Below are 20,165 nucleotides of genomic sequence, written 5' to 3'. Positions count from 1 at the left end.
TGCGCGGATTACATCAAGGTCAGAAGTAATAATCTTCACTAAAAGACCGTATATATGACAGCAAACCTGTCCCTGCTATCGTTGAATGACACCTTGCAATACTGGAGGAGACCATATATGAGCTCTGAATAAAAAATTTACCTCATGCAGCTATTTTCAGCGCATTAAAAAAGGCTTCCATATATCGGAAGCCTTTTTGTTTAGTTGGGGCGTATTGAATTAAAAATCGAGCTCTTCAATCGCAATACTGTCTGCAAAGTAGTCTAGTTCTTGTAGTTCTTTACGTAGGCGTTGTTTGTCTTTTATTGCTTCTATTTCACGCCATTTTCTTTTTTTATTTTTCTGGGAGGTTTTCCTTGTTGTATCTGGTCCTTCTAATATCTCTAATATATCGTTTAGGCTATCCATGAACTTCTCCTATTGATTTTATTGACCTCAAGAATACCTATACCACAGGCATAACTAAAATAGAACAAAAAAGTGACAGTTATGTTACGGGGATGTGATGAGTTGATGAAGGTTTATACAAAGATTATATGGAGGAGTAGCGTATTTTAGGCATAAAAAAACGCCGCTATTGCGACGTTTTTAAAACACGATTATAGCAAATTACATTGCTTTAAAGCGCGCCTCTAGTTGTTCTTGTGCATCAGCAAAAGAGCGAATACCTTCAGCTAGTTTTTCAGTAGCCATAGCATCTTGGTTATGTAACCAGCGGAACTGCGCTTCTGTAAGTGGCTCTGGCTTTGGCTCTTGTGGAACATCGCTTTCAAGCAAATATTCTTGTGCGCCTTCAAGGTTGCCTAAATCTTCTAAAAGATTAGGGCTAATAGTTAGCTTGTCACAACCTGTAAGTGCAATAATTTCGCCTGTATTACGGAAACTTGCACCCATCACAACTGTTTTGTAGTCATGGCGTTTGTAAAATTCAAAAATGCTGCGTACAGACTGAACACCTGGATCTTGTAGCGGATCGGTTGGTTTTTCCATACCGTTAGCAACGTGCCAATCTAAAATACGACCAACAAATGGCGAAATTAGAAATACGTTTGCATCGGCACAAGCACGGGCTTGGGCATCGCTAAATAATAAAGTAAGGTTACATTTAGTGCCTTCTTTTTCTAGCTGCTCAGCGGCTTTAATACCTTCCCACGTAGACGCTACTTTAATTAATATTTTGTCTTTGCTTACACCTTCTTTTTCGTAAAGGCTAAGTAGGGTATGTGCTTTATCAATTGTAGCTTGCGTATTAAACGAAAGGCGTGCATCTACTTCAGTAGAAATATAACCAGGTATAATCTCGCTAATTTCTTTACCAAGTAATACGGCAAAGTAATCACATGCTAGTTCAAGTTGTTTAGCAGGCTCTTGCTCGGTTTCTTTTGCGTAGCTCCAAGCTTTATCTAGGTAAGGCTTATATGCTTCAATCTCGCTCGCTTTTAATAAAAGCGATGGGTTTGTAGTTGCATCTTCTGGTTGATGCTTTTTAATAGCTTCAATATCACCAGTATCGGCCACAATAGATGAATGTTGTTTTAGCCTTTGTAGAGCTGAAGTCATTTGCTTTCCTCATTCCAAGCAAGTTAAAAGAAAAATCTAATCACTCTTAATATATACAATCCATACTGCAACAGTGTGACAATGCTTGATAGGTCTTATGTCCTGATCAATAAAAAAACGGCAATGCATGGGTTATTAAGAGAGGATTTATTTAAACAAAACGTGCTTTTCGTTTCATTTAATGTTGAAATTGACACTAAATAAATTACAAGTCAATAGCTAACTATGATCACTGTTATTTCACCTGCAAAAAATCTTGATTACGAAACGCCACCCGCAACAGACAAGTTCACTCAGCCTGAATTACTAGAGCACAGCGAAGAGCTCATGAAAGTATGCCGTGAACTAACACCAGCGCAAATTGGCAGTTTAATGAAAATTAGCGACAAGCTATCTGGGCTTAACGCAGCACGCTTTAGTGAGTGGGCACAGCCGTTTACACAAAGTAATGCTAAACAAGCCGCACTTGCCTTTAATGGCGATGTATATGGCGGTTTAGATGCAAGTACGCTTAAAGCTAGCGAGCTTGATTACGCACAAAACCACTTACGTATCCTTTCTGGTTTATACGGCTTATTAAAGCCACTTGATTTAATGCAAGCTTACCGCCTTGAAATGGGCACCAAGCTTGAAAACTCACGTGGCAAAAACTTATACGAGTTTTGGGGCAGCGTTATAGCGAATAAACTAAACGACGTATTAAAAGCGCAAGACGCACAATATTTAGTTAATCTTGCTTCAAACGAATACTTTAAAGCGGTAGATAAAAAAGCATTAAATGCACAAATTATTACCCCACACTTTAAAGACTGTAAAAACGGTCAATACAAAGTAATTAGCTTTTACGCTAAAAAAGCACGCGGCATGATGGCGCGCTACATTATCGAAAATAAAGTAACGCAGTTAAGCCAACTTAAAGAGTTTACGGTAGCAGGTTATTACTTTAGCCCAGAGGCAACAGTTAAAGAGCTTGAGCCGGTATTTATGCGCGACGAACAAAATTAGGTTTATAAGCTTAAATAAAAATTTTAAAAGCCATGCATTGCATGGCTTTTTTGATGTTGGCGTTATATTTGCAATCTCATCTAATATTAATGAGAACACTAATTAAATAGGTGCAAATAAAATGATCAGCATTCCGTCAATTGACGAAGCCGAAAAACTAATAGAAGAAAAGCTCGGAGGGTGGTTTGATGTTGTAATAAGCCATATCCCTAATTTTATAGTTGCGATACTGATCGCAATTGTGTTTTCAATATTGGCGCGCTTTGCTGGCAAGCTGATGAAAAACATATTACGCCGCTCTCTCGACTCAACACAAATTGCCGACTTAATGGCGTCAATTTTTAAAGTTATTGTGTTGTGTATAGGTTTATTTATAGCGCTCGATTTTGTTGGGCTAAAAGGCACCGTAACTTCGTTACTTGCTGGTGCGGGTATTGTGGGTTTAGCCATTGGTTTTGCGTTTCAAGACATGACCGAAAACCTAATTGCAGGTATAGCAATGGGTGTACGTAAGCCATTTAAAACAGGTGACGTAATAGAAACCGATGATGTGTTTGGTTCAATACATTCTATAAACCTACGTAACACGCTAATAGAGAGCTTTTATGGGCAGTTAATACTGGTACCAAACAAAGTATTATTTAGAAACGTACTAAAAAATTACACCACGCTAGGTGTTAGACGCATAGAAGTACCCGTAGGTATTTCGTATGGCGACGACATAGAAAAAGCAAAAGACGTCATCGTCGAAAAAATAAATGAATTTGACTTCGTAATACGCAAAGATGAAACCGCAGTATACGCCGAAGGTTTTGGCGACAGCAGCATTAACTTACTGGTGTGGTTTTGGATTAAATACCCAGGCGAGCCTGACTTCATGACGGTACGCCATAAAGGTGTTGTTGCCGTTAAGCAAGCGCTAGACGAGGCGGACATTAGCATTCCATTCCCAATTCGTACTTTAGATTTTGGTATTAAAGGCGGAGAAAAACTCGATGCCATGATAAGTGACAAAATAAGCCCGCAGTCATCAAATAAAGACAGTAGCGACGGTGCTGACTCTAGCCAAAGTGAGTAATTTAGTTAAAGCTCATTAGGCAAAAGCATTGGGAAATAGTTACTTACCAACAGCGCATTTTTACAGAGTAAAAATGCGCTTTTTAGACATTTTATAAAATAAAGGATATTTCTAATTTTAAAGTTAAGTCCCTTCATATAAGTATAAATTATCATTTTCCAATAAGAGCGCAATAAATAAACTTGTAACCATTACAAATACATAAACAACGAGGTGTTTGGATAATAAATGCATTTTAGTGGTTTTATGTTTCTGTTTTGTTTGTTTTCACCTGTAAATTCGGGGTTTTTGAATAAATAAATTTATTTTTAGCTTTTGGTAGGCTAGGTTTAACTTAACTGCTCTTTATTTAGTAAATACAAATGCCAAGCAAGAAAGAAAATTCAGCTTTTCAAACGAGTCACTGGAGTTTAAAAACCAAGCTAACATTAATTTTCCTACTCGTAGGGATAATACCCGCCCTCATAATTACTACAATTTCTACATTACAATCAAAATCACGCGTCGAATACAATATATCTCAGTCGCTTGAGGCGATTAATCAAATAAAAAAAACTCAGATCGAAAATTATTTTAATCAAAAAAGGGCAGATATTGAGCTTTTGGCTTTAATTGTTCCGCAGCTTAAGGAAGACAACTATGATCGCTTTTTTACAGAATATATACAGAAGTATGACTATTACGATGTGTTTTTAATTAATAACAATGGGCTTATTTATTACACTCAAGCTAGAGAATCTGATTATCAAACAAACATATTACAAGGGAAATATGCGAGTTCAAATTTAGGCGATTTAATTAAAGAGGTTAAACAATCTAAAAGTTTTAGTATTGCTGATTACAAACCGTATGCACCAAGTAATGGAGAACCCGCTGCGTTTATTGCTATACCTGTTGATGGTAGCGATACAATAGTTGCTTTACAGCTTTCGAGCAAAGGGACTAATCAAATAATGGGTGTTCGCGAAGGGATGGGAGAAACTGGTGAGAGTTACCTAGTTGGAGAAGATAAGCTAATGCGTTCTGATTCATATCTTGACCCTGAAGGACATTCACTCAAAGCAAGTTTTGCAGGAACTGTAACAAATAATGGTGCTGATACAGAGGCTGTAAATTTAGCTTTGAATGCTCAACATGGTACTAAAATAATAAAAGATTATAATGGAAATAACGTGCTTTCTGCCTTCGATAGTATAAAGATTGGAGATTTTAGCTGGATTATATTAAGTGAAATTGACGAATCAGAAGCATTTGCACCAGTCCATCAGACTGTGCTTTTTAGTGTGATTTCTATAATAGTAGCTGCAATTGTTGTTGTATTTATTGGTGTTTTCTTTTCTCGAAAAATAGCGACCCCAATAATTGTAGCTTCCACTTTTGCTAAAAAAGTGGCGGCAGGAGATCTTAGCAGTAATATCGAAGTTAATTCACACGATGAGGTAGGCATGCTACAAGTTGCATTGCATACCATGTTAGAAAATCTCAGAAAAATGATTGGTGAATTATCTAACGTTGCAGTTCAGCAAGGCAGTACAGCAACAGAGCTTGCCTCAGTTACTGAGCAAACTAGCTTAGCAGTTACCGAGCAGCAAGCACAAACTATACAAGTTGCAGCCGCCACTACCGAAATGACTGAAACAGTAAAAGAGATAGCGAGTACAACTGCTAGTGCATCATTATTATGTGAAAATATTCAAAGAATGGCTCGAGAAGGCTCTGAAAATAATGATAGTACTTACAACGCACTTGTTTCTCTTGGAGAAGCTACAAAAAAATCAGCACATGAAGTGACGGAGTTGAAGCATAATTCAGAAAAAATAGTGAATGTATTAGGCGTTATTAAAAAGATAGCTGATCAGACTAATTTACTTGCTTTGAACGCAGCAATTGAAGCAGCTAGAGCTGGTGAACAAGGGCGTGGTTTTGCTGTTGTTGCTGATGAAGTACGAAGCTTAGCTAAGTCTACGCAAGAGTCTACAATGGAGGTTGAAGTGATCATTGAAGCTGTTGTGAGTGCCAGTAACGCAGCTGTTCAAGCAATGACTGACAATGTAGGACAAACAACTCAAGTTCAGGAAATAGCTAAGAAAGCAAACTTAATCAATAGTAATGTAGGCAAAGCAGTAGATGAAATTTTTGATATGGTTGTTCAAATTGCAACCGCCTCTGAGCAGCAGGCAACCACCATCGATGAAATATCACGAAATATAGGTGTCATAAATATGGGTATATCAGAGACCGAGCAGGCAGTTAGAGATATTGCACAGTCAAGTAGCGAATTGTCTAGAATGGCAAACGGTTTAAATGATGAGGCCCAAAAGTTTAGTCTTTAACTTACTCCATTAATTTAGAAATCTTTGATTTAATGACGCTAATCATACAGATATAACTACGGTAGGATGTTACAGCGACGTACCATAAAAGACGTAAATAAGCGCGTGCCAAATAGTGCACGCGCATAAATAAATATTAGATTTGGTGAGACACTTTGCAACCGACGAGCTCGTAAATTACAAACTTCCAACATATTTATGTTTTATTCTAACATGTTAAATAACGCTAATTTTGTTACGAATGATTTTTACGCCATCCATATTTTCTAAAAACTTTTGAGCTAGTGCGCGCTGAAAACCAGTTTGTGCTTCACCGTATAAATCTACTTCACCATTTTTTACCTGCACACGAATATCACTTAACGCTAGGTTAGGATTAGTTCGTAGGGTGTTGGTGATAGCTTGTTGTAAGTTAGGTTGAGTGGCTACACTGCTTACTACGGCCATGTTGGTTGCTGCACTTACTTTTGTAGCGCAAGCTAATAAAAATAAACAACAAAATGATACTAAAGCGATAGTTAACTTGAAGCGGTTCATAACTTAATCCTTACATTACAGTGAATAGTGCAGCCACAATATGGAAATTCCATCGGCTAGGTTATCTTTGTAGTTACAATTTCGGTGCCAATATTAACGCTATGAAATATAAGGGATTTTTATTAAGTGGGAATTCAGGTGGGCAAAAATTACATTTAAATGAGTATGAGTTACATGCTTGGGTTACATATGTAACAGGTACAAACAGCAGAGCCTGCAAGGCTTGCATTAAAAAGCCGACAAAAGTCGGCTTAGTATAAAAATGTTTTAGGTTACTTTTTCTTTTTAACCTTAGCCTTTTTCTTAGCTTTCATTTTTACTGGGTCTTTACGCTTTTTAGCCGGTGGCTTAGCTTCTTTATGCTGTGGCTCAACGCCTCTAATTACACGGCGTTTTAACTTTTGCTCAACGTAGCGTTCTACTTTATATAAAATACCAATATCGTGTGCTTCAACTAGCGATATTGCTATCCCTTTTTTACCAGCACGGCCAGTACGACCAATACGGTGTACATATACGTCGGCAGTACGCGGCATATCAAAGTTAATAACGTGGCTGATGTCAGATACATCAATACCACGTGCAGCTACGTCGGTAGCAACTAATATGCTTGTTTTGCCACTGTGGAAGTTTTCCATGGCTTTCATACGTTTGTCTTGTGGCATTTCGCCGCGTAACCACGCCGCTTTTACATCATTAGTTGTAAGTTCGCCAATCAATGTTTCTAAGCGTTCGCGAGTTTTAACAAACACAATCGCTTTAGTTACGTCAGGGTTTTTTAGCGTATTAACTAATAATTCAAGTTTGTGATGATAATCGTCGGCTAAATGTACCCATTGGTGAATTTTAGCTTTTTCTTTACGTGACGATTCGGCTTCTAATAGAGCTGGGTCGTTTAATGTTTTTTCAGCAAACCTTTCTACGCTGTCACCTTCAAGTGTTGCTGAGAATAAAAAACATTGGCGACGATTTTTAGCTTCGTCACAAATACGGCTCATTTCTTTTTTGAAACCCATATCTAACATGCGATCTGCTTCATCAATAATAAGCATTTCTACGTGTTCAGCATGAAAGTTTTCGGTTTCTAGGTATTCCATTAATCGACCTGGTGTGGCGATTAAAATATCGTTATTTTTTTCAAAAATTTCTTTATGCGTGCCGTAGTTAATACCGCCTGTTACTACACCAATTTTTAGGTGTGTGCGTTTAGCTAGCAGTTCACATTGTTCATGAATTTGATAAGCCAGCTCACGAGTTGGGGTCATAACGAGTACGCGCGCAAAACCAGGATCACGACGTGGGAAATCCAGTAAGTACTGAATAGCCGGAATTAAAAATGCCGCTGTTTTACCTGTACCAGTAGGCGCAGATGCTAAAATGTCGCGCCCCTGTAGTGCTTCAGGAATAGCTTGTTGTTGAATGCTGGTTGGCGTCTCGTAGCCCATTTTATTAATGGCATCGAGTAGCTTGTTATCAAGATCAAATTCAGAAAATTGCATAGAGTGTCTAAAATAAGGGACAATTACCCTGATTATACGCGCTATGCTGCGCTTGGTGAATGAAAAGGTGAAAAAATGTCTGGTTTTGTATTTAAACAATTTAAAGTTGAACACGACCACTGTGCAATGAAAGTTTCTACCGATGGCATTTTGCTTGGCGCATGGGCTAATTTAAGCGGTGCAAAGTCATTACTTGATATAGGCACCGGCACTGGCTTGTTAGCACTAATGTGTAAGCAGCGCAGTAATGAGCTTGATATAACTGCGGTAGAAATTGACGAAAGCGCCTATACCCAAGCATTACAAAATGTAGCTAATAGCCCGTGGCCAACTATAAGTATTACGCACCAAACTATTCAACGCTTTAGTAGTGAAGTTAAATTTGACGTGGTTATCTCTAATCCACCGTATTTTAATCACAGTTTAAAAGGCGATAATGTTGCGCGTAATACCGCACGCCATACCGACGGCCTAAGTTTTGAAGAGTTAATTAATGCGTTTAAACATTTAAGCCATAGTGGTTCCCGCTTTAGCTTAATACTTCCAAGCGTTGAAGGCGCATTATTTATTGAGCTTGCTATTCAAAATGGGCTTTATTTAAATACTCATTGCCAAGTAAAGGCCACGCCCAACAAAGATATTAGCCGCAGTTTAATGACATTTAGCTACGTAAAAAGCGATATAGAATCATCAACCCTGTGTATTAGAAACTTAGATAATACCTACACTGCTGATTATATAGCCCTATGCAAAGCATTTTATTTGAAAATGTGAAGCAATTGTAAAATAGGAACGAATAACGCAAACTGACTAAAACCTATTGTTGAGAACAGATATGGATAGTCAGTTACCAAAATCTTTTATAATTATACTTGCCGTACTACAGGCTATTGCTCTTACCCTTTTGTATAGCAGTATAGAAAATAATGTGTGGCCAGCAACAAGCCCTACATGGTTAGTCTCACTTATTACATTTTCTATGAGCTTTCCTTTATTAATGCTAATGACCGTTAATAAAAATAATATAAAAACGTCGTTGCTTTTAATCCTTCCTTTTTCCTTGTTGTTATCTTTATTGGGGGCGTATGTTGGCTTTCAGCAAGAGCCTCAAGAGTACGTAAGTAATAACACTTTAATGTCAGTTTTTATTTTTACTAGTTTAATAGCTGGCTTTAAAGGCCTTATGTACATACAACAATTTGGTAGCTCAGAAAATGTTAGTTACAGTCGTTTATTTAAGCTCTCTTGGCGTAATTTTATAATATTTGGAGAATGCTGGCTGTTTGTACTTATTTTTTGGGGAATTCTAAATTTAGGTGCGGCTTTATTTGATATTTTAGATATAGAATTTTTCTCTGAGCTACTAAGAAATGAATGGTTTTGGATCCCAACCTTAACGCTCGCATTTGCCTTTGCGAGTGTCATATTTAGAAAGCTTTTGAACATTGAAGATAATATCGCTTTTTTACTACAAACTTTAATTAAGTTTTTATTGCCTGTTTTATCAGTTATTTCTCTCGGTTTTTTAGCAACACTTCCTTTTACCGGACTCAATAAATTATGGGAGACCGGAAGTGGCAGTTTATTAGTAATGTGGCTGCAGGTGCTCACGTTGTTTTTTGTTAACACTGTTTATAAAGATGACTCATCAGTTCGCCCTTATCACATGCTCTTGCACCGACTCGTTTTTATAAGCGTTGCGTTACTTCCAGTTTATAGTGTTATTTCTGCCTATGGAATTTACTTACGGGTAGAGCAGCATGGGCTAACAGTAGATCGTTGTTGGGGCATTTTGATCTGGTTTTTATTGGCGTGTTTTTCGTTTAGTTATCTTGTTGGAATTATAACAAAGCGAGACAATTGGCTAGAGCCGCTTAGCAAAATAAATATTGTGATGGGGTGGGTGGTGCTCGTTAGTATGCTTGCTGTTAACTCCCCTTTATTAAATTTTCAAAGCTTATCTACAAACAGCCAAATAGCGCGTTTAGATGCAGATAAAGTAACAATAGAAAAGTTTGACTATTACTATTTTGAGCACAGCTTAGGTCGCCAAGGTTATTTAGCTATGCAGTTATTAAAACAGAAAATTGAAACGAGTCACCCAGAGCAATACGCTATCATCGATAGGATGTATGTAAATAATGAGTTTGCTTTAACGCTTGAACACACAGTCGATGATTTTATTGAGCGCAGTGTATTTTGGCCATCACAAGCGCTAATACCTCAAGGTTTAATAGAGGCAGTATTTTCTGAACAACATTTTTACGATCGTAACTCTTTAAAAGAACATACTTACTATTTCATTGGCATGGATTTAAACAAAGATGATGAACTCGATTTTATAGTGATTGACGAAAGTAATGAAAATATATCCGCATATTTCTGGTTATTCGACATGGGTAAGTGGCGCTCAAGGTATATGAATGTCGAAAATCCTGAAGAGATTAGATACCTTAAAAGCATGATTGATAATAACGAATTATCTTTAGTTGAGCCTGAATATTCAAATCTAAAAATAGGGGATGTTGTTTTTAAAGTGAGGTAATACGTAACTTTTTTTTATGCTACTGCCCCTTAAACCTAAACTAATGATTATTAGTTTAGGTTTTTTGCTTTTAGTTTTTTATTTTATGTACAGCGCTTTAATAGTGTGTTTATAAATCACCTGATATGATTTAACCATTGGCCACTTAATTTAAAAGGCAACACAATGAAAAAGTTAAATAAATTAGCATTACTTAGCACGTTAGCAGCCACCATTTTTGCAAGCCAAGGTGTGTTTGCTGCTATTACGCCTGTAGGGCTTTGGAAAACGATTGATGAGGATACAAACCAAGCTAAGTCGTATGTACGTATTACCCAAACCAACGGTGTATTAAGCGGCAAAGTTGAAACCATTCTTAACCCGGCAAAACAAAACGGTATATGCAGTAAATGTGATGATGAGTTAAAAGATCAGCCTATTTTAGGAATGACTATAATCACGGGTGTAAAAGCACAAGATGATGGTGTTTGGGGAGACGGTGAAATACTCGATCCAACAAATGGTAAAACCTACACTTTACAACTAACCCCGCAAGATGAAGGTAAAAAGCTCGAAGTACGCGGCTACATTGGCTTTTTTTACCGAAACCAATATTGGCTAAAAGTAGAGTAAGTTTTACTACTTATTTAATTACTAAACGTTAAATAATTAAGTATTAACTGAAATCATTTTTGCGCTTTGCCTTTCTTACTCACTAAGCCAGCTATATTTAATTGGCATTCAATTTTGAGTAAATAATAAAGGAAAAAAGATGATTAAGTACATAGTTGCTTTAATAATGCTTAGCGCACTGTTAATAAGCGGTGGGGCAAATGCAAAGGATGATGCTGTAAATACGGGTTGGTTTAATAACACGGCTATTAAAGGGTACGACAGCGTTGCTTATTTTACGCAAAATAAAGCCGTTAAAGGCAGCGAAAAATACACGTTTAGTTATTTAGGTGCCAACTGGCACTTTTCGAGTGAAGAAAACAAAACGACATTTGCAGAAAACCCAAAGCGTTATGCACCGCAATACGGTGGTTGGTGTGCTTATGCAATGGCTGATGAAGGTAACGCTGTAGGTATAGACCCAGAAGCATTTTATATTCACGAAGGTAAGCTTTACTTAAACTATAGCGAAAGCGTGCAGCAAAAATGGTTAAGTAATTTATTACCGTACATTGTTATGGCAGATGGGTACTACCCACAAACAACCAATGTGATGACGTTTCAATAAATTACTCATATTGCTAGGGTGTGTTGATCTTTGTGGATTGAAATTTGTTCAATCTAGGGGCGATTAAATCGCGGCGCGAGGTTTGTAACCTAGTGGGCTAAGTAAAAACCGAGCAACAAAGAGTTGATCGCCCCTAGAAAGAACCCAGAGGGCAGTGCATGTTTGGCATTTATGCTGCGTTATCGCCTATTTATGGGGAATAACCACACTACATAGGCTCTGCCTTGCCTAAAAACCAAACATACTGCTGAAAATTCACCCACCAAAGATCAACACGCCCTAATTAAAAAGCCCGCAACTAAACTAGTTGCGGGCTTTTTGCTTTTTATTTATTAGCTTATTAATTAAAGCGTTTCGCCGTATTCAGTCATTACCTGTTCAACCCATGTTGCAATGCGGTCGTCGCTTAGCTCGTATTGACTGTCTTCGTCGAGCGCGAGTCCTACAAACTGTTTACCATCAGGCGTTAATGCTTTTGAAGCTTCAAACTCGTAACTACTGTCGTTTGGCCAAAAACCAAGTTGAGTAAATGTTTGCGTATTTATTTCGTCGTGTAGCATGCCTAGCGCATCTTGAAACCACTGCCCGTAACCTTGTTGATCGCCCATGCCAAATAAAGCAATGGTTTTACCATTTAGGTTTACGTCGGCTATGTCGTCCCACTTTGACTCCCAGTCTTCTTGTATTTCACCAAAATCCCATGTTGAAATACCAAAGATGATAAAGTCATACTGCTCTGCATTTTTTAGTGGCTCGTCTTTAATATTGTGCAGGGTAACTATATCGGCACCAATAATGTCGCGAATCTTTTCTGCTGCCATTTCGGTGTAGCACGTAGTAGAACCAAAAAATAAACCAATTTGCATCGTATTTATCACTGTGTAATTGCCTGATATGATAGGCTCAAGTTTACCGTAAGGTATTTTTAATTGATACCTTAGCAAAGCATGAGAGCATAATGTGACAACGCTATCTGACGATTCTTTTGAAAATAATAGCAGTATGAGCAGTAATAGCGACTACCTAGAAACCTTTTTAGATAGCCTGTACTTAGAACAAGGCGTAAGCGAAAACACATTAAGTGCTTATCGCAGTGATTTAGATAAGTTTTGCCTATTTTTAAAGGGCGAAAATTTAATGACGGTAACAGGGCTTGATGTAGAGAGTTACTTAGCGCACCGAGTCGATTTAGGCTTAAAACCACGCAGTACGGCACGTAGTATTAGTGCGCTAAAGCGTTTTTATCAGTACTTTGTGCGCGAAAAACTAATTAGTGACACCCCCATGCTAAATATTTCTCAGCCAAAAGCAGGGCAGTCGTTACCTAAAACACTTTCAGAGGCTGAAGTTGAGGCATTATTAAATGCGCCTAATACCGAAGAACCGATGGGACTGCGCGATAAAGCCATGCTAGAGCTACTTTATGCAACGGGTTTGCGTGTAAGTGAGCTTGTTGGACTGCGCATGGAGCAAATTAATTTGCGCCAAGCAGTGGTGTTTGTAAAAGGTAAAGGTAATAAAGAGCGCTTAGTTCCACTGGGTGAAGAAGCCATGTATTGGCTTGAGCAATTTTTAAAGGGTGGGCGTGCGCAAATGATAAAACATGCCACCGATTTTGTGTTCCCATCTAAACGCGGAGTAGGCATGACGCGACAAACCTTTTGGCATAGAATTAAACACTATGCTATTTTGGCAGCCGTTGAGTCTCCATTATCGCCCCATACTATGCGCCATGCTTTTGCTACGCACTTATTAAATCATGGGGCAGATTTACGTGTGGTACAAATGATGTTGGGCCATAGCGATTTATCGACGACGCAAATTTATACCCATGTTGCCAATGAACGGTTAAAGTCGGTACACGCAGAGCATCACCCGCGTGCGTAAGTTTGAAAGTAAATATCATTAAGCCGGTCAATATATTAAGTATTTTTAGGATAGAGAGAAGTTATGAAAAAATTAATGTTAGCAGGTGCCATGTTGTGCACAAGTATTAGTGCATTTGCAAATGGCGTTGCTGTAACACCAGATGCTAATGATCCTATTATTACTAAATTTGCCGAGCTTGGTGTAACTGTAAAGCAAATTAATCCAAGTCCAGTAACGGGTTTAAAAGAATTGATTACTAATAAGGGCGTGCTTTACGCAAGTCCAGACGGTCAATATTTAATGCAAGGTACGTTAATTGATTTAAATAATCGTAATAACCTAACAGAGCAAGCATTAAATGGCGTGCGTGTTGAAGGTCTTAAAGAATACGAAGAATCGATGATTGTGTACAAAGCGCCAAACGAAAAACACAGCATTACTGTATTTACTGACATTAGCTGTGGTTACTGTCGTAAATTACACCGCGAGTTAGACGATTTACTTGATGCGGGTATTACCGTTAAGTACTTAGCGTTTCCACGTGGTGGCTTACAAGGTTCAGGTTACGCAGATTTAATGAATGTATGGTGTGCACGCGATCAGCAAGAAGCACTAACAGAAGCTAAATCGGGCACAAGCACTAAAGTAGTTGCAGGCTGTAGCGCACCGGTTGCAGAGCATTACCAATTAGGTCAAAGCTTTGGTATTAGCGGCACACCCGCTATTATTTTAGAAGATGGTACAATGATCCCTGGTTACCAGCCAGCAGCAGCACTAAAAGCAGCATTAGAAGCTAACAAAGCGTCGTAATTAAACGCTTAGTTATTATTAAAAAGGCCTTAATGGCCTTTTTTTGTCTTTTTAATACGACTCAATAAGTTAAAACCCTGCATGAAAAAACTAATCATTGCGCGTGAAAACGTTGACGACTCGCATCTGCCGAGTAATTTACACCCTGTAATTAAACAAATTTATGCTAACCGCAATGTATTCAATGCCGAAGAGCTAAATAACAGCGTAGCTACGCTTCACGACTTCAAATTGTTTAAAGACATCGACAAAGCCAGCGACTTATTAATTGAAGCATTAAAAGCGCAAAGCCAAATATTAATAGTTGGCGACTTTGATGCCGATGGCGCAACAAGCACTGCAACATTAATGCAAGGCCTTGAGATGTTTGGCTTTAAACATTTAGATTACTTAATTCCTGACAGGTTTAGCTTAGGATATGGCTTAAGCCCCGCGCTTGCTGAGCAAATAGTACAAATAAAACCTGATTTAGTGATCACCGTAGATAACGGCATATCGTGTATTGCCGGTATTGATATTTTAAAAGCGGTTGGCATAAAAGTGCTGGTAACAGATCACCACTTACAAGGTGAGCAGCTGCCAAATGCAGATGCAATAGTAAATCCAAATAGACATGAATGTGATTTTCCGTCTAAATCCATTGCTGGCGTTGGCGTTGCTTTTTACTTATTAATAGCGCTGAGAAGCGTAATGCGAGATTTGGGTTATTTTGAGCAACAACCACCACCTAATTTAGCTAACTTGCTCGACATTGTAGCGCTTGGAACGGTTGCCGATGTAGTGGCACTTGATGCAAATAACCGTACCTTAGTACACCAAGGTTTAGCACGTATTCGCAGTGGTAAAACACGCCCAGGCATTACCGCGCTTATTGAAGTGGCTAACCGCAATGCTGCCCGCTTAAGCGCAAGCGACTTTGGCTTTTCACTTGCGCCGCGTTTAAATGCAGCAGGGCGATTAGACGACATGAGTTTGGGTATAGCGTGCTTGCTTAGCACCGACATAAACCAAGCGCGTAGTATAGCTGGCGAGCTCGATAGCTTAAACTTTGCAAGGCGCGAAATAGAACAAGGCATGCAAGCCGAGGCGCAAGCCGTGCTTGATAGGCTCGCATTTAGCGACGATAACATTCCTGATGCTATTTGTTTGTTTCAAGACGATTGGCATCAAGGTGTTATTGGTATTTTGGCTGGTCGCTTAAAAGAAAAATACCACCGCCCTACCGTTATATTCGCTGGTGGCGAAAACGGTGAAATTAAAGGCTCGTGCCGCTCTATTGAAGGGCTACACATGCGCGATTTACTCGAAGGGCTTAATACAGCCGACCCACACTTGATTAATAAATTTGGTGGCCACGCAATGGCTGCTGGTTTAAGTATTAACGAGCAACACTTTAACGACTTTAAAAAAGCGTTTGATGCCGCCGTTAGCGCGCAACTGAGTGAAGAAAGTAAACGCTGTATTGTATTTACCGACGGCGAGCTGCCAAACGACTGCTTTACAATGGATTTTGCCCAGCTATTAAAGCAGTCGGGCCCGTGGGGTCAGCAATTTCCTGAGCCGGTGTTTGAGCATACCTTTGAAGTAATACAGCAGCGCATAGTAGGCGAAAAGCATTTAAAGCTCGTGTTAAAGCACCAATCTGGTCGATTAGTTGATGCCATTGCTTTTGGTATTGATGTAAAAGAGTGGCCAGATACAGAGGCCAAGTTTGTGAAAGTAGCGTATCAGCTCGATATAAATGAGTTTAGAGGTAAATTTACGCTGCAATTAATAGTTAGAGAGCTTGAAAAAGTACACTAAAAAATATGTAATATCATGCATAAAATGCTAATAAAGCGCGCGGTTTTTTGTTAAAATCGGGCGTTTTTATCATTTGACGATAATTTATTGCGAAAATCCCATTTAAAGGGGCGCAATTACCTAGCCATTTTGGAGTGATGTACATGTTTGAAGTGAATCCTGTGATTAATCAAATCAAGGAAATTCGCGAACGTACTGAATTGCTTCGGGGGTACCTTTGACTACGCTCTTAAACAAGAACGCTTAGAAGAAGTTAACGCCGAGCTTGAAGATTCAGCCGTATGGAATGAGCCTGAACGCGCACAAGCGCTTGGCCGTGAAAAATCAGCATTAGAAGCGGTTGTTGAAACAATCGATAACCTAGTAGCCGGTACTGACGACGTTGAAGGCTTACTTGAGCTAGCAGTAGAAGCTGAAGACGAAGATACCTTTGTTGAAGCGCAAACTGAGCTTGCTGATTTAAACGGACAGTTAGAAGGTTTAGAGTTTCGTCGTATGTTTTCGGGTCCTCATGACTCAAACGATGCTTACCTTGATTTACAATCAGGTTCTGGCGGTACTGAAGCACAAGACTGGTGTAATATTTTACTTCGTATGTATTTACGTTGGGGCGAGGCTAAAGGCTTTAAAGTTGAGCTAGTTGAAGCGACCGACGGTGATGTTGCCGGTATTAAAGGCGCAACTGTCCGCTTTGTTGGCGAATACGCTTACGGTTGGCTACGTACCGAAACTGGTGTGCACCGTTTAGTACGTAAAAGCCCATTTGACTCAAGTGGTCGTCGTCATACTTCATTTGCTTCTGCGTTTGTATACCCAGAAGTTGACGATAACATTGAAATTGATATGAATCCGTCAGACTTACGTATAGACGTTTACCGTGCATCGGGCGCGGGTGGTCAGCACGTTAACACCACCGAATCGGCGGTTCGTATTACTCACGTACCAACAAATACCGTAGTGCAGTGTCAAAACGAGCGTTCGCAGCATAAAAATAAAGCCCAAGCGATGAAGCAGTTAAAAGCTAAATTATTTGAGCTTGAGCTACAACAGCAAAATGCTGAAAAACAAACGCAAGAAGACGCTAAGTCTGATATTGGTTGGGGTAGTCAAATTCGTTCATACGTACTTGATGACGCACGCATTAAAGATTTACGTACAGGCGTTGAAAACCGCAATACCCAATCGGTACTTGACGGTAACTTAGATAAATTTATTGAAGCCAGCCTTAAATCTGGCCTATAACCACCAAGCTAATAAAGAGCTAAAAAATGACTGATAAAATCCAAGACGAAAACAAGTTAATCGCTGAGCGTCGCGGCAAGTTAGACGCTATACGCGAAAATTGCCCAGCCAACGGTCATCCAAACCAATTCCGTCGTGAGCATTACACGGCTGATTTGCAAGCCCAGTTTGGTGATAAGAGCAAAGAAGAATTAGTAGAAATGCAAGAAGTTGTGTCTATCGCTGGCCGTATTTTAGCAAAGCGTGGACCGTTTTTTGTAATTCAAGACATGAAAGGTCGCGTACAAGCGTATGCATCTAAAGATGTTCAAAAAGATCTTAAAGAAAAATATGGTCAGCTAGACACTGGCGATATTATTGGTGTTAAAGGCGCATTAAATAAATCGGGTAAAGGCGATTTATACGTAGAAATGACTGAGTACCAATTATTAACTAAGTCACTTCGTCCGTTGCCTGAAAAATTCCATGGCTTATCAGATCAAGAAACAAAGTACCGCCAACGTTACGTTGATTTAATTACTAACGAAGCAACGCGCGAAACATTCCGCATCCGTTCACAAGTAGTTGAAGGCATTCGTCGCTTTTTAGCAGACCGTGACTTTATGGAAGTAGAAACACCAATGCTACAGGTTATACCTGGCGGTGCATCTGCACGTCCGTTTGTAACTCACCACAATGCGCTTGATATCGACATGTACTTACGTATAGCGCCTGAGCTTTACTTAAAGCGCTTAGTGGTAGGTGGTTTTGACCGTGTATTCGAAATTAACCGTAACTTCCGTAACGAAGGGTTATCTACGCGTCACAATCCAGAATTCACAATGATTGAATTTTACCAAGCATACGCTGATTACATCGACCTGATGAACATCACCGAAGACATGCTACGTACGGTTGCAGAAAACGTACTAGGTAGTGCAGTTGTAGTTAATACAACTAAAGACGAAAACGGCGAAGTGATTGACTCAGTTGAATACGACTTTGGCCAACCGTTTACACGTTTAAGCATGGCGGACGCAATCTTAAAGTATAATCCTGAGTTTGATGCTGCGGTATTTAACGACCCAGAAAACCACTTTGACGAATTAAAAGCGTACGCTAAACAAGTACACGTTAAAATTCCTGAAAACTGTGTTTGGGGCCCAGGTAAGTTCTTGTGTGAAATATTTGAAGAAACAGCAGAACACATGCTTATTCAACCTACGTTTATTACTGGCTACCCGTGGGAAGTTTCTCCACTTGCACGCCGTAACGACGAAAATGCATTTGTTACCGACCGTTTTGAATTTTTTGTTGGCGGTCGTGAACTTGCAAATGGTTTCTCTGAGCTTAACGATGCACAAGACCAAGCAGAGCGCTTTACACGCCAAGTTGAAGAGAAAGACGCAGGCGATGATGAAGCAATGCATTACGATGAAGACTACATACGCGCACTTGAGTACGGCTTACCGCCAACTGCAGGTGAAGGTATTGGTATTGACCGTTTAGTAATGTTGTTTACTGACTCATCTACAATCAAAGACGTTATTTTGTTCCCGCATATGCGCCCGCAAGCTGACTAAGCTTTGGGTAGAACAAAGTAAGTTAATAAACGCCGCTTAATAGCGGCGTTTTTTTATTTTGTATTAGTATTTTAATTAATAAGTACTACACTAAAAATTAAATGTAGTTATTAGTGCTGGTTAATGTGCAATTCAGCTTCACTAATTTATTGTTATTGGCAGTTTTTAATATTAAAACTAACAGTGCTATAACTTTTTAGTATGATTGTTTTTTAAACATATGTTGTATTTATGTAAAGGTTTTAGCTAGAATACGCACGAAATTTACACTGCTTGGTATTTAGCAGTTTAAGTATAGATTCTTAAAGGACTTAGAATAATAGTATGAAAGACAAACGAGTAGATGATTTTTCAGAAGAGGGCACATCAGAGCAAGAACGAAATGCTTATTACCGTGCTTGTATTGCTGAATTTCAACAGTTAGGTTACCAAGAACAGTATTTGGCTCAGTTAACTGATGACTTAGTTCCCGTGCTAGGTGTTAATCCTTCAAATAAAAACGCGTAACCCGCTTAAATTTCAAACTAATTACACTTTTAAACCAAGCATATGTGCAATCTATAACCATATAGTCGTTTTTGGTAGAAAAGTGTTTGACATATTTTCTGAAATCTTTATTATACGCCCCACAAGACGGAGAGGTGTCCGAGTGGCCGAAGGAGCTCCCCTGCTAAGGGAGTATAGAGTTTGTAGCTCTATCGAGGGTTCGAATCCCTCCCTCTCCACCATTTCTTTTAATGGCGTGTTTTGTAAAGTTTTAAAGTATGGGTGCATAGCTCAGCTGGATAGAGTACTCGGCTACGAACCGAGCGGTCGGAGGTTCGAATCCTCCTGCGCCCACCATACTTTAATAACTCTGCTTAGAGTCTAAATAAGCAATTAAAGTGTTTGGTTTTATAACCAAGCGGTCGGAGGTTCATTCTTAGAAGATACGTCCTGCGCCCACCATACTTTAATAACTCTGCTTAGAGTCTAAATAAGCAAAAACTCTACTTAGAGTTTAAATAAGTAAACTATAAAGTGGGTGCATAGCTCAGCTGGATAGAGTACTCGGCTACGAACCGAGCGGTCGGAGGTTCGAATCCTCCTGCGCCCACCACTTT

At 39.1% G+C, this 20,165-nt stretch carries 18 protein-coding genes and 3 tRNA genes; 16 read left to right on the top strand and 5 right to left on the bottom strand.

Annotation, left to right across the window (positions count from 1 at the left end; genetic code table 11):
• Positions 1-219 precede the first annotated feature (219 nt).
• Positions 220-408 (bottom strand): DUF3545 family protein, encoded by a 189-nt coding sequence (locus I6F43_RS19780; RefSeq protein WP_024596183.1) that lies wholly within the window; start codon positions 406-408, stop codon positions 220-222.
• 201 nt (positions 409-609) lie between these two features.
• A complete protein-coding gene (gene tal / locus I6F43_RS19775; RefSeq protein ID WP_197103724.1) occupies positions 610-1,560 on the bottom strand; it encodes a transaldolase in 951 nt (316 codons plus the stop codon).
• A 225-nt stretch (positions 1,561-1,785) separates the two neighbouring features.
• On the opposite strand from tal, the gene yaaA reads away from it, so the two are divergent.
• The 3 genes from yaaA (at position 1,786) to I6F43_RS19760 (ending at position 5,976) form a co-directional block, all read left to right on the top strand.
• Positions 1,786-2,565 carry a peroxide stress protein YaaA gene (gene yaaA, locus I6F43_RS19770; protein WP_007583748.1) on the top strand — a complete coding sequence of 260 codons (780 nt, stop codon included), beginning with the start codon at positions 1,786-1,788 and terminating at the stop codon, positions 2,563-2,565.
• A gap of 121 nt (positions 2,566-2,686) precedes the next feature.
• Positions 2,687-3,643, top strand: coding sequence for a mechanosensitive ion channel family protein (locus I6F43_RS19765; RefSeq protein ID WP_197103722.1), 957 nt, complete (start codon positions 2,687-2,689; stop codon positions 3,641-3,643).
• 362 nt (positions 3,644-4,005) lie between these two features.
• Positions 4,006-5,976, top strand: coding sequence for a methyl-accepting chemotaxis protein (locus I6F43_RS19760; RefSeq protein WP_197103720.1), 1,971 nt, complete (start codon positions 4,006-4,008; stop codon positions 5,974-5,976).
• A 216-nt stretch (positions 5,977-6,192) separates the two neighbouring features.
• On the opposite strand, the gene I6F43_RS19755 is transcribed toward I6F43_RS19760, so the two are convergent.
• Positions 6,193-6,513 (bottom strand): BON domain-containing protein, encoded by a 321-nt coding sequence (locus I6F43_RS19755; protein ID WP_010553266.1) that lies wholly within the window; start codon positions 6,511-6,513, stop codon positions 6,193-6,195.
• A gap of 272 nt (positions 6,514-6,785) precedes the next feature.
• Complete coding sequence (srmB, locus tag I6F43_RS19750) at positions 6,786-8,012, bottom strand: ATP-dependent RNA helicase SrmB (protein ID WP_007376476.1); 1,227 nt, start codon at positions 8,010-8,012, stop codon at positions 6,786-6,788.
• Between the two features lie 75 nt (positions 8,013-8,087).
• On the opposite strand from srmB, the gene I6F43_RS19745 reads away from it, so the two are divergent.
• From I6F43_RS19745 to I6F43_RS19730, 4 genes are all read left to right on the top strand, one after another.
• Positions 8,088-8,786 (top strand): tRNA1(Val) (adenine(37)-N6)-methyltransferase, encoded by a 699-nt coding sequence (locus I6F43_RS19745; protein WP_197103718.1) that lies wholly within the window; start codon positions 8,088-8,090, stop codon positions 8,784-8,786.
• Positions 8,787-8,847: 61 nt separating this feature from the next.
• Positions 8,848-10,557, top strand: coding sequence for a DUF4153 domain-containing protein (locus I6F43_RS19740; RefSeq protein WP_007583759.1), 1,710 nt, complete (start codon positions 8,848-8,850; stop codon positions 10,555-10,557).
• Between the two features lie 165 nt (positions 10,558-10,722).
• Positions 10,723-11,169: a DUF2147 domain-containing protein gene (locus tag I6F43_RS19735; RefSeq protein ID WP_197103716.1), complete on the top strand. Its 447-nt coding sequence runs from the start codon at positions 10,723-10,725 to the stop codon at positions 11,167-11,169.
• 139 nt (positions 11,170-11,308) lie between these two features.
• Positions 11,309-11,776: a YHS domain-containing (seleno)protein gene (locus I6F43_RS19730; RefSeq protein WP_169044284.1), complete on the top strand. Its 468-nt coding sequence runs from the start codon at positions 11,309-11,311 to the stop codon at positions 11,774-11,776.
• A gap of 344 nt (positions 11,777-12,120) precedes the next feature.
• Here the strand turns inward: I6F43_RS19730 and fldB are convergent, their stop codons facing one another.
• Entirely contained in the window at positions 12,121-12,642 is a 522-nt protein-coding gene (gene fldB / locus I6F43_RS19725; RefSeq protein ID WP_007583764.1) for a flavodoxin FldB, read from the bottom strand.
• Positions 12,643-12,736: 94 nt separating this feature from the next.
• On the opposite strand from fldB, the gene xerD reads away from it, so the two are divergent.
• From xerD to I6F43_RS19680, 9 genes are all read left to right on the top strand, one after another.
• Entirely contained in the window at positions 12,737-13,663 is a 927-nt protein-coding gene (gene xerD / locus I6F43_RS19720; RefSeq protein ID WP_169044283.1) for a site-specific tyrosine recombinase XerD, read from the top strand.
• A 63-nt stretch (positions 13,664-13,726) separates the two neighbouring features.
• On the top strand, positions 13,727-14,455 hold the full coding sequence (dsbC, locus tag I6F43_RS19715) for a bifunctional protein-disulfide isomerase/oxidoreductase DsbC (protein WP_007583768.1): 729 nt from the start codon (positions 13,727-13,729) through the stop codon (positions 14,453-14,455).
• Positions 14,456-14,536: 81 nt separating this feature from the next.
• The gene (gene recJ / locus I6F43_RS19710; protein WP_197103714.1) at positions 14,537-16,258 is read left to right on the top strand and encodes a single-stranded-DNA-specific exonuclease RecJ; all 1,722 of its coding nucleotides are present in this window, start codon (positions 14,537-14,539) and stop codon (positions 16,256-16,258) included.
• Positions 16,259-16,401: 143 nt separating this feature from the next.
• Positions 16,402-17,500, top strand: a protein-coding gene (gene prfB / locus I6F43_RS19705; RefSeq protein ID WP_139016071.1) for a peptide chain release factor 2 whose coding sequence is annotated in 2 segments (ribosomal slippage) — positions 16,402-16,476 and positions 16,478-17,500 — 1,098 coding nt in all. Because the reading frame shifts where the segments join, the coding sequence is not laid out codon by codon here.
• Between the two features lie 26 nt (positions 17,501-17,526).
• Positions 17,527-19,062, top strand: coding sequence for a lysine--tRNA ligase (gene lysS, locus I6F43_RS19700; RefSeq protein WP_024597675.1), 1,536 nt, complete (start codon positions 17,527-17,529; stop codon positions 19,060-19,062).
• A 324-nt stretch (positions 19,063-19,386) separates the two neighbouring features.
• Positions 19,387-19,569, top strand: a complete 183-nt coding sequence (locus I6F43_RS19695) for a hypothetical protein (protein WP_024597674.1) — start codon at positions 19,387-19,389, stop codon at positions 19,567-19,569.
• A gap of 128 nt (positions 19,570-19,697) precedes the next feature.
• Positions 19,698-19,790 (top strand) — tRNA-Ser (locus tag I6F43_RS19690).
• A gap of 38 nt (positions 19,791-19,828) precedes the next feature.
• Positions 19,829-19,905 (top strand) — tRNA-Arg (locus I6F43_RS19685).
• Positions 19,906-20,084: 179 nt separating this feature from the next.
• Positions 20,085-20,161: transfer RNA gene (locus tag I6F43_RS19680), tRNA-Arg, on the top strand.
• The last annotated feature ends 4 nt before the right edge of the window (positions 20,162-20,165 follow it).

It is taken from the genome of Pseudoalteromonas sp. NZS71_1 (genome assembly GCF_015864305.1).
Taxonomy (GTDB): domain Bacteria; phylum Pseudomonadota; class Gammaproteobacteria; order Enterobacterales; family Alteromonadaceae; genus Pseudoalteromonas; species Pseudoalteromonas arctica.
This window is presented reverse-complemented; position numbering and strand designations above follow the sequence as displayed.

Coding starts and splice junctions, on each gene's coding strand:
- I6F43_RS19780 (WP_024596183.1), bottom strand. CDS start 408: ATGGATAGCCTAAACGATATATTAGAGATATTAGAAGGACCAGATACA.
- tal (WP_197103724.1), bottom strand. CDS start 1,560: ATGACTTCAGCTCTACAAAGGCTAAAACAACATTCATCTATTGTGGCC.
- yaaA (WP_007583748.1), top strand. CDS start 1,786: ATGATCACTGTTATTTCACCTGCAAAAAATCTTGATTACGAAACGCCA.
- I6F43_RS19765 (WP_197103722.1), top strand. CDS start 2,687: ATGATCAGCATTCCGTCAATTGACGAAGCCGAAAAACTAATAGAAGAA.
- I6F43_RS19760 (WP_197103720.1), top strand. CDS start 4,006: ATGCCAAGCAAGAAAGAAAATTCAGCTTTTCAAACGAGTCACTGGAGT.
- I6F43_RS19755 (WP_010553266.1), bottom strand. CDS start 6,513: ATGAACCGCTTCAAGTTAACTATCGCTTTAGTATCATTTTGTTGTTTA.
- srmB (WP_007376476.1), bottom strand. CDS start 8,012: ATGCAATTTTCTGAATTTGATCTTGATAACAAGCTACTCGATGCCATT.
- I6F43_RS19745 (WP_197103718.1), top strand. CDS start 8,088: ATGTCTGGTTTTGTATTTAAACAATTTAAAGTTGAACACGACCACTGT.
- I6F43_RS19740 (WP_007583759.1), top strand. CDS start 8,848: ATGGATAGTCAGTTACCAAAATCTTTTATAATTATACTTGCCGTACTA.
- I6F43_RS19735 (WP_197103716.1), top strand. CDS start 10,723: ATGAAAAAGTTAAATAAATTAGCATTACTTAGCACGTTAGCAGCCACC.
- I6F43_RS19730 (WP_169044284.1), top strand. CDS start 11,309: ATGATTAAGTACATAGTTGCTTTAATAATGCTTAGCGCACTGTTAATA.
- fldB (WP_007583764.1), bottom strand. CDS start 12,642: ATGCAAATTGGTTTATTTTTTGGTTCTACTACGTGCTACACCGAAATG.
- dsbC (WP_007583768.1), top strand. CDS start 13,727: ATGAAAAAATTAATGTTAGCAGGTGCCATGTTGTGCACAAGTATTAGT.
- recJ (WP_197103714.1), top strand. CDS start 14,537: ATGAAAAAACTAATCATTGCGCGTGAAAACGTTGACGACTCGCATCTG.
- lysS (WP_024597675.1), top strand. CDS start 17,527: ATGACTGATAAAATCCAAGACGAAAACAAGTTAATCGCTGAGCGTCGC.
- I6F43_RS19695 (WP_024597674.1), top strand. CDS start 19,387: ATGAAAGACAAACGAGTAGATGATTTTTCAGAAGAGGGCACATCAGAG.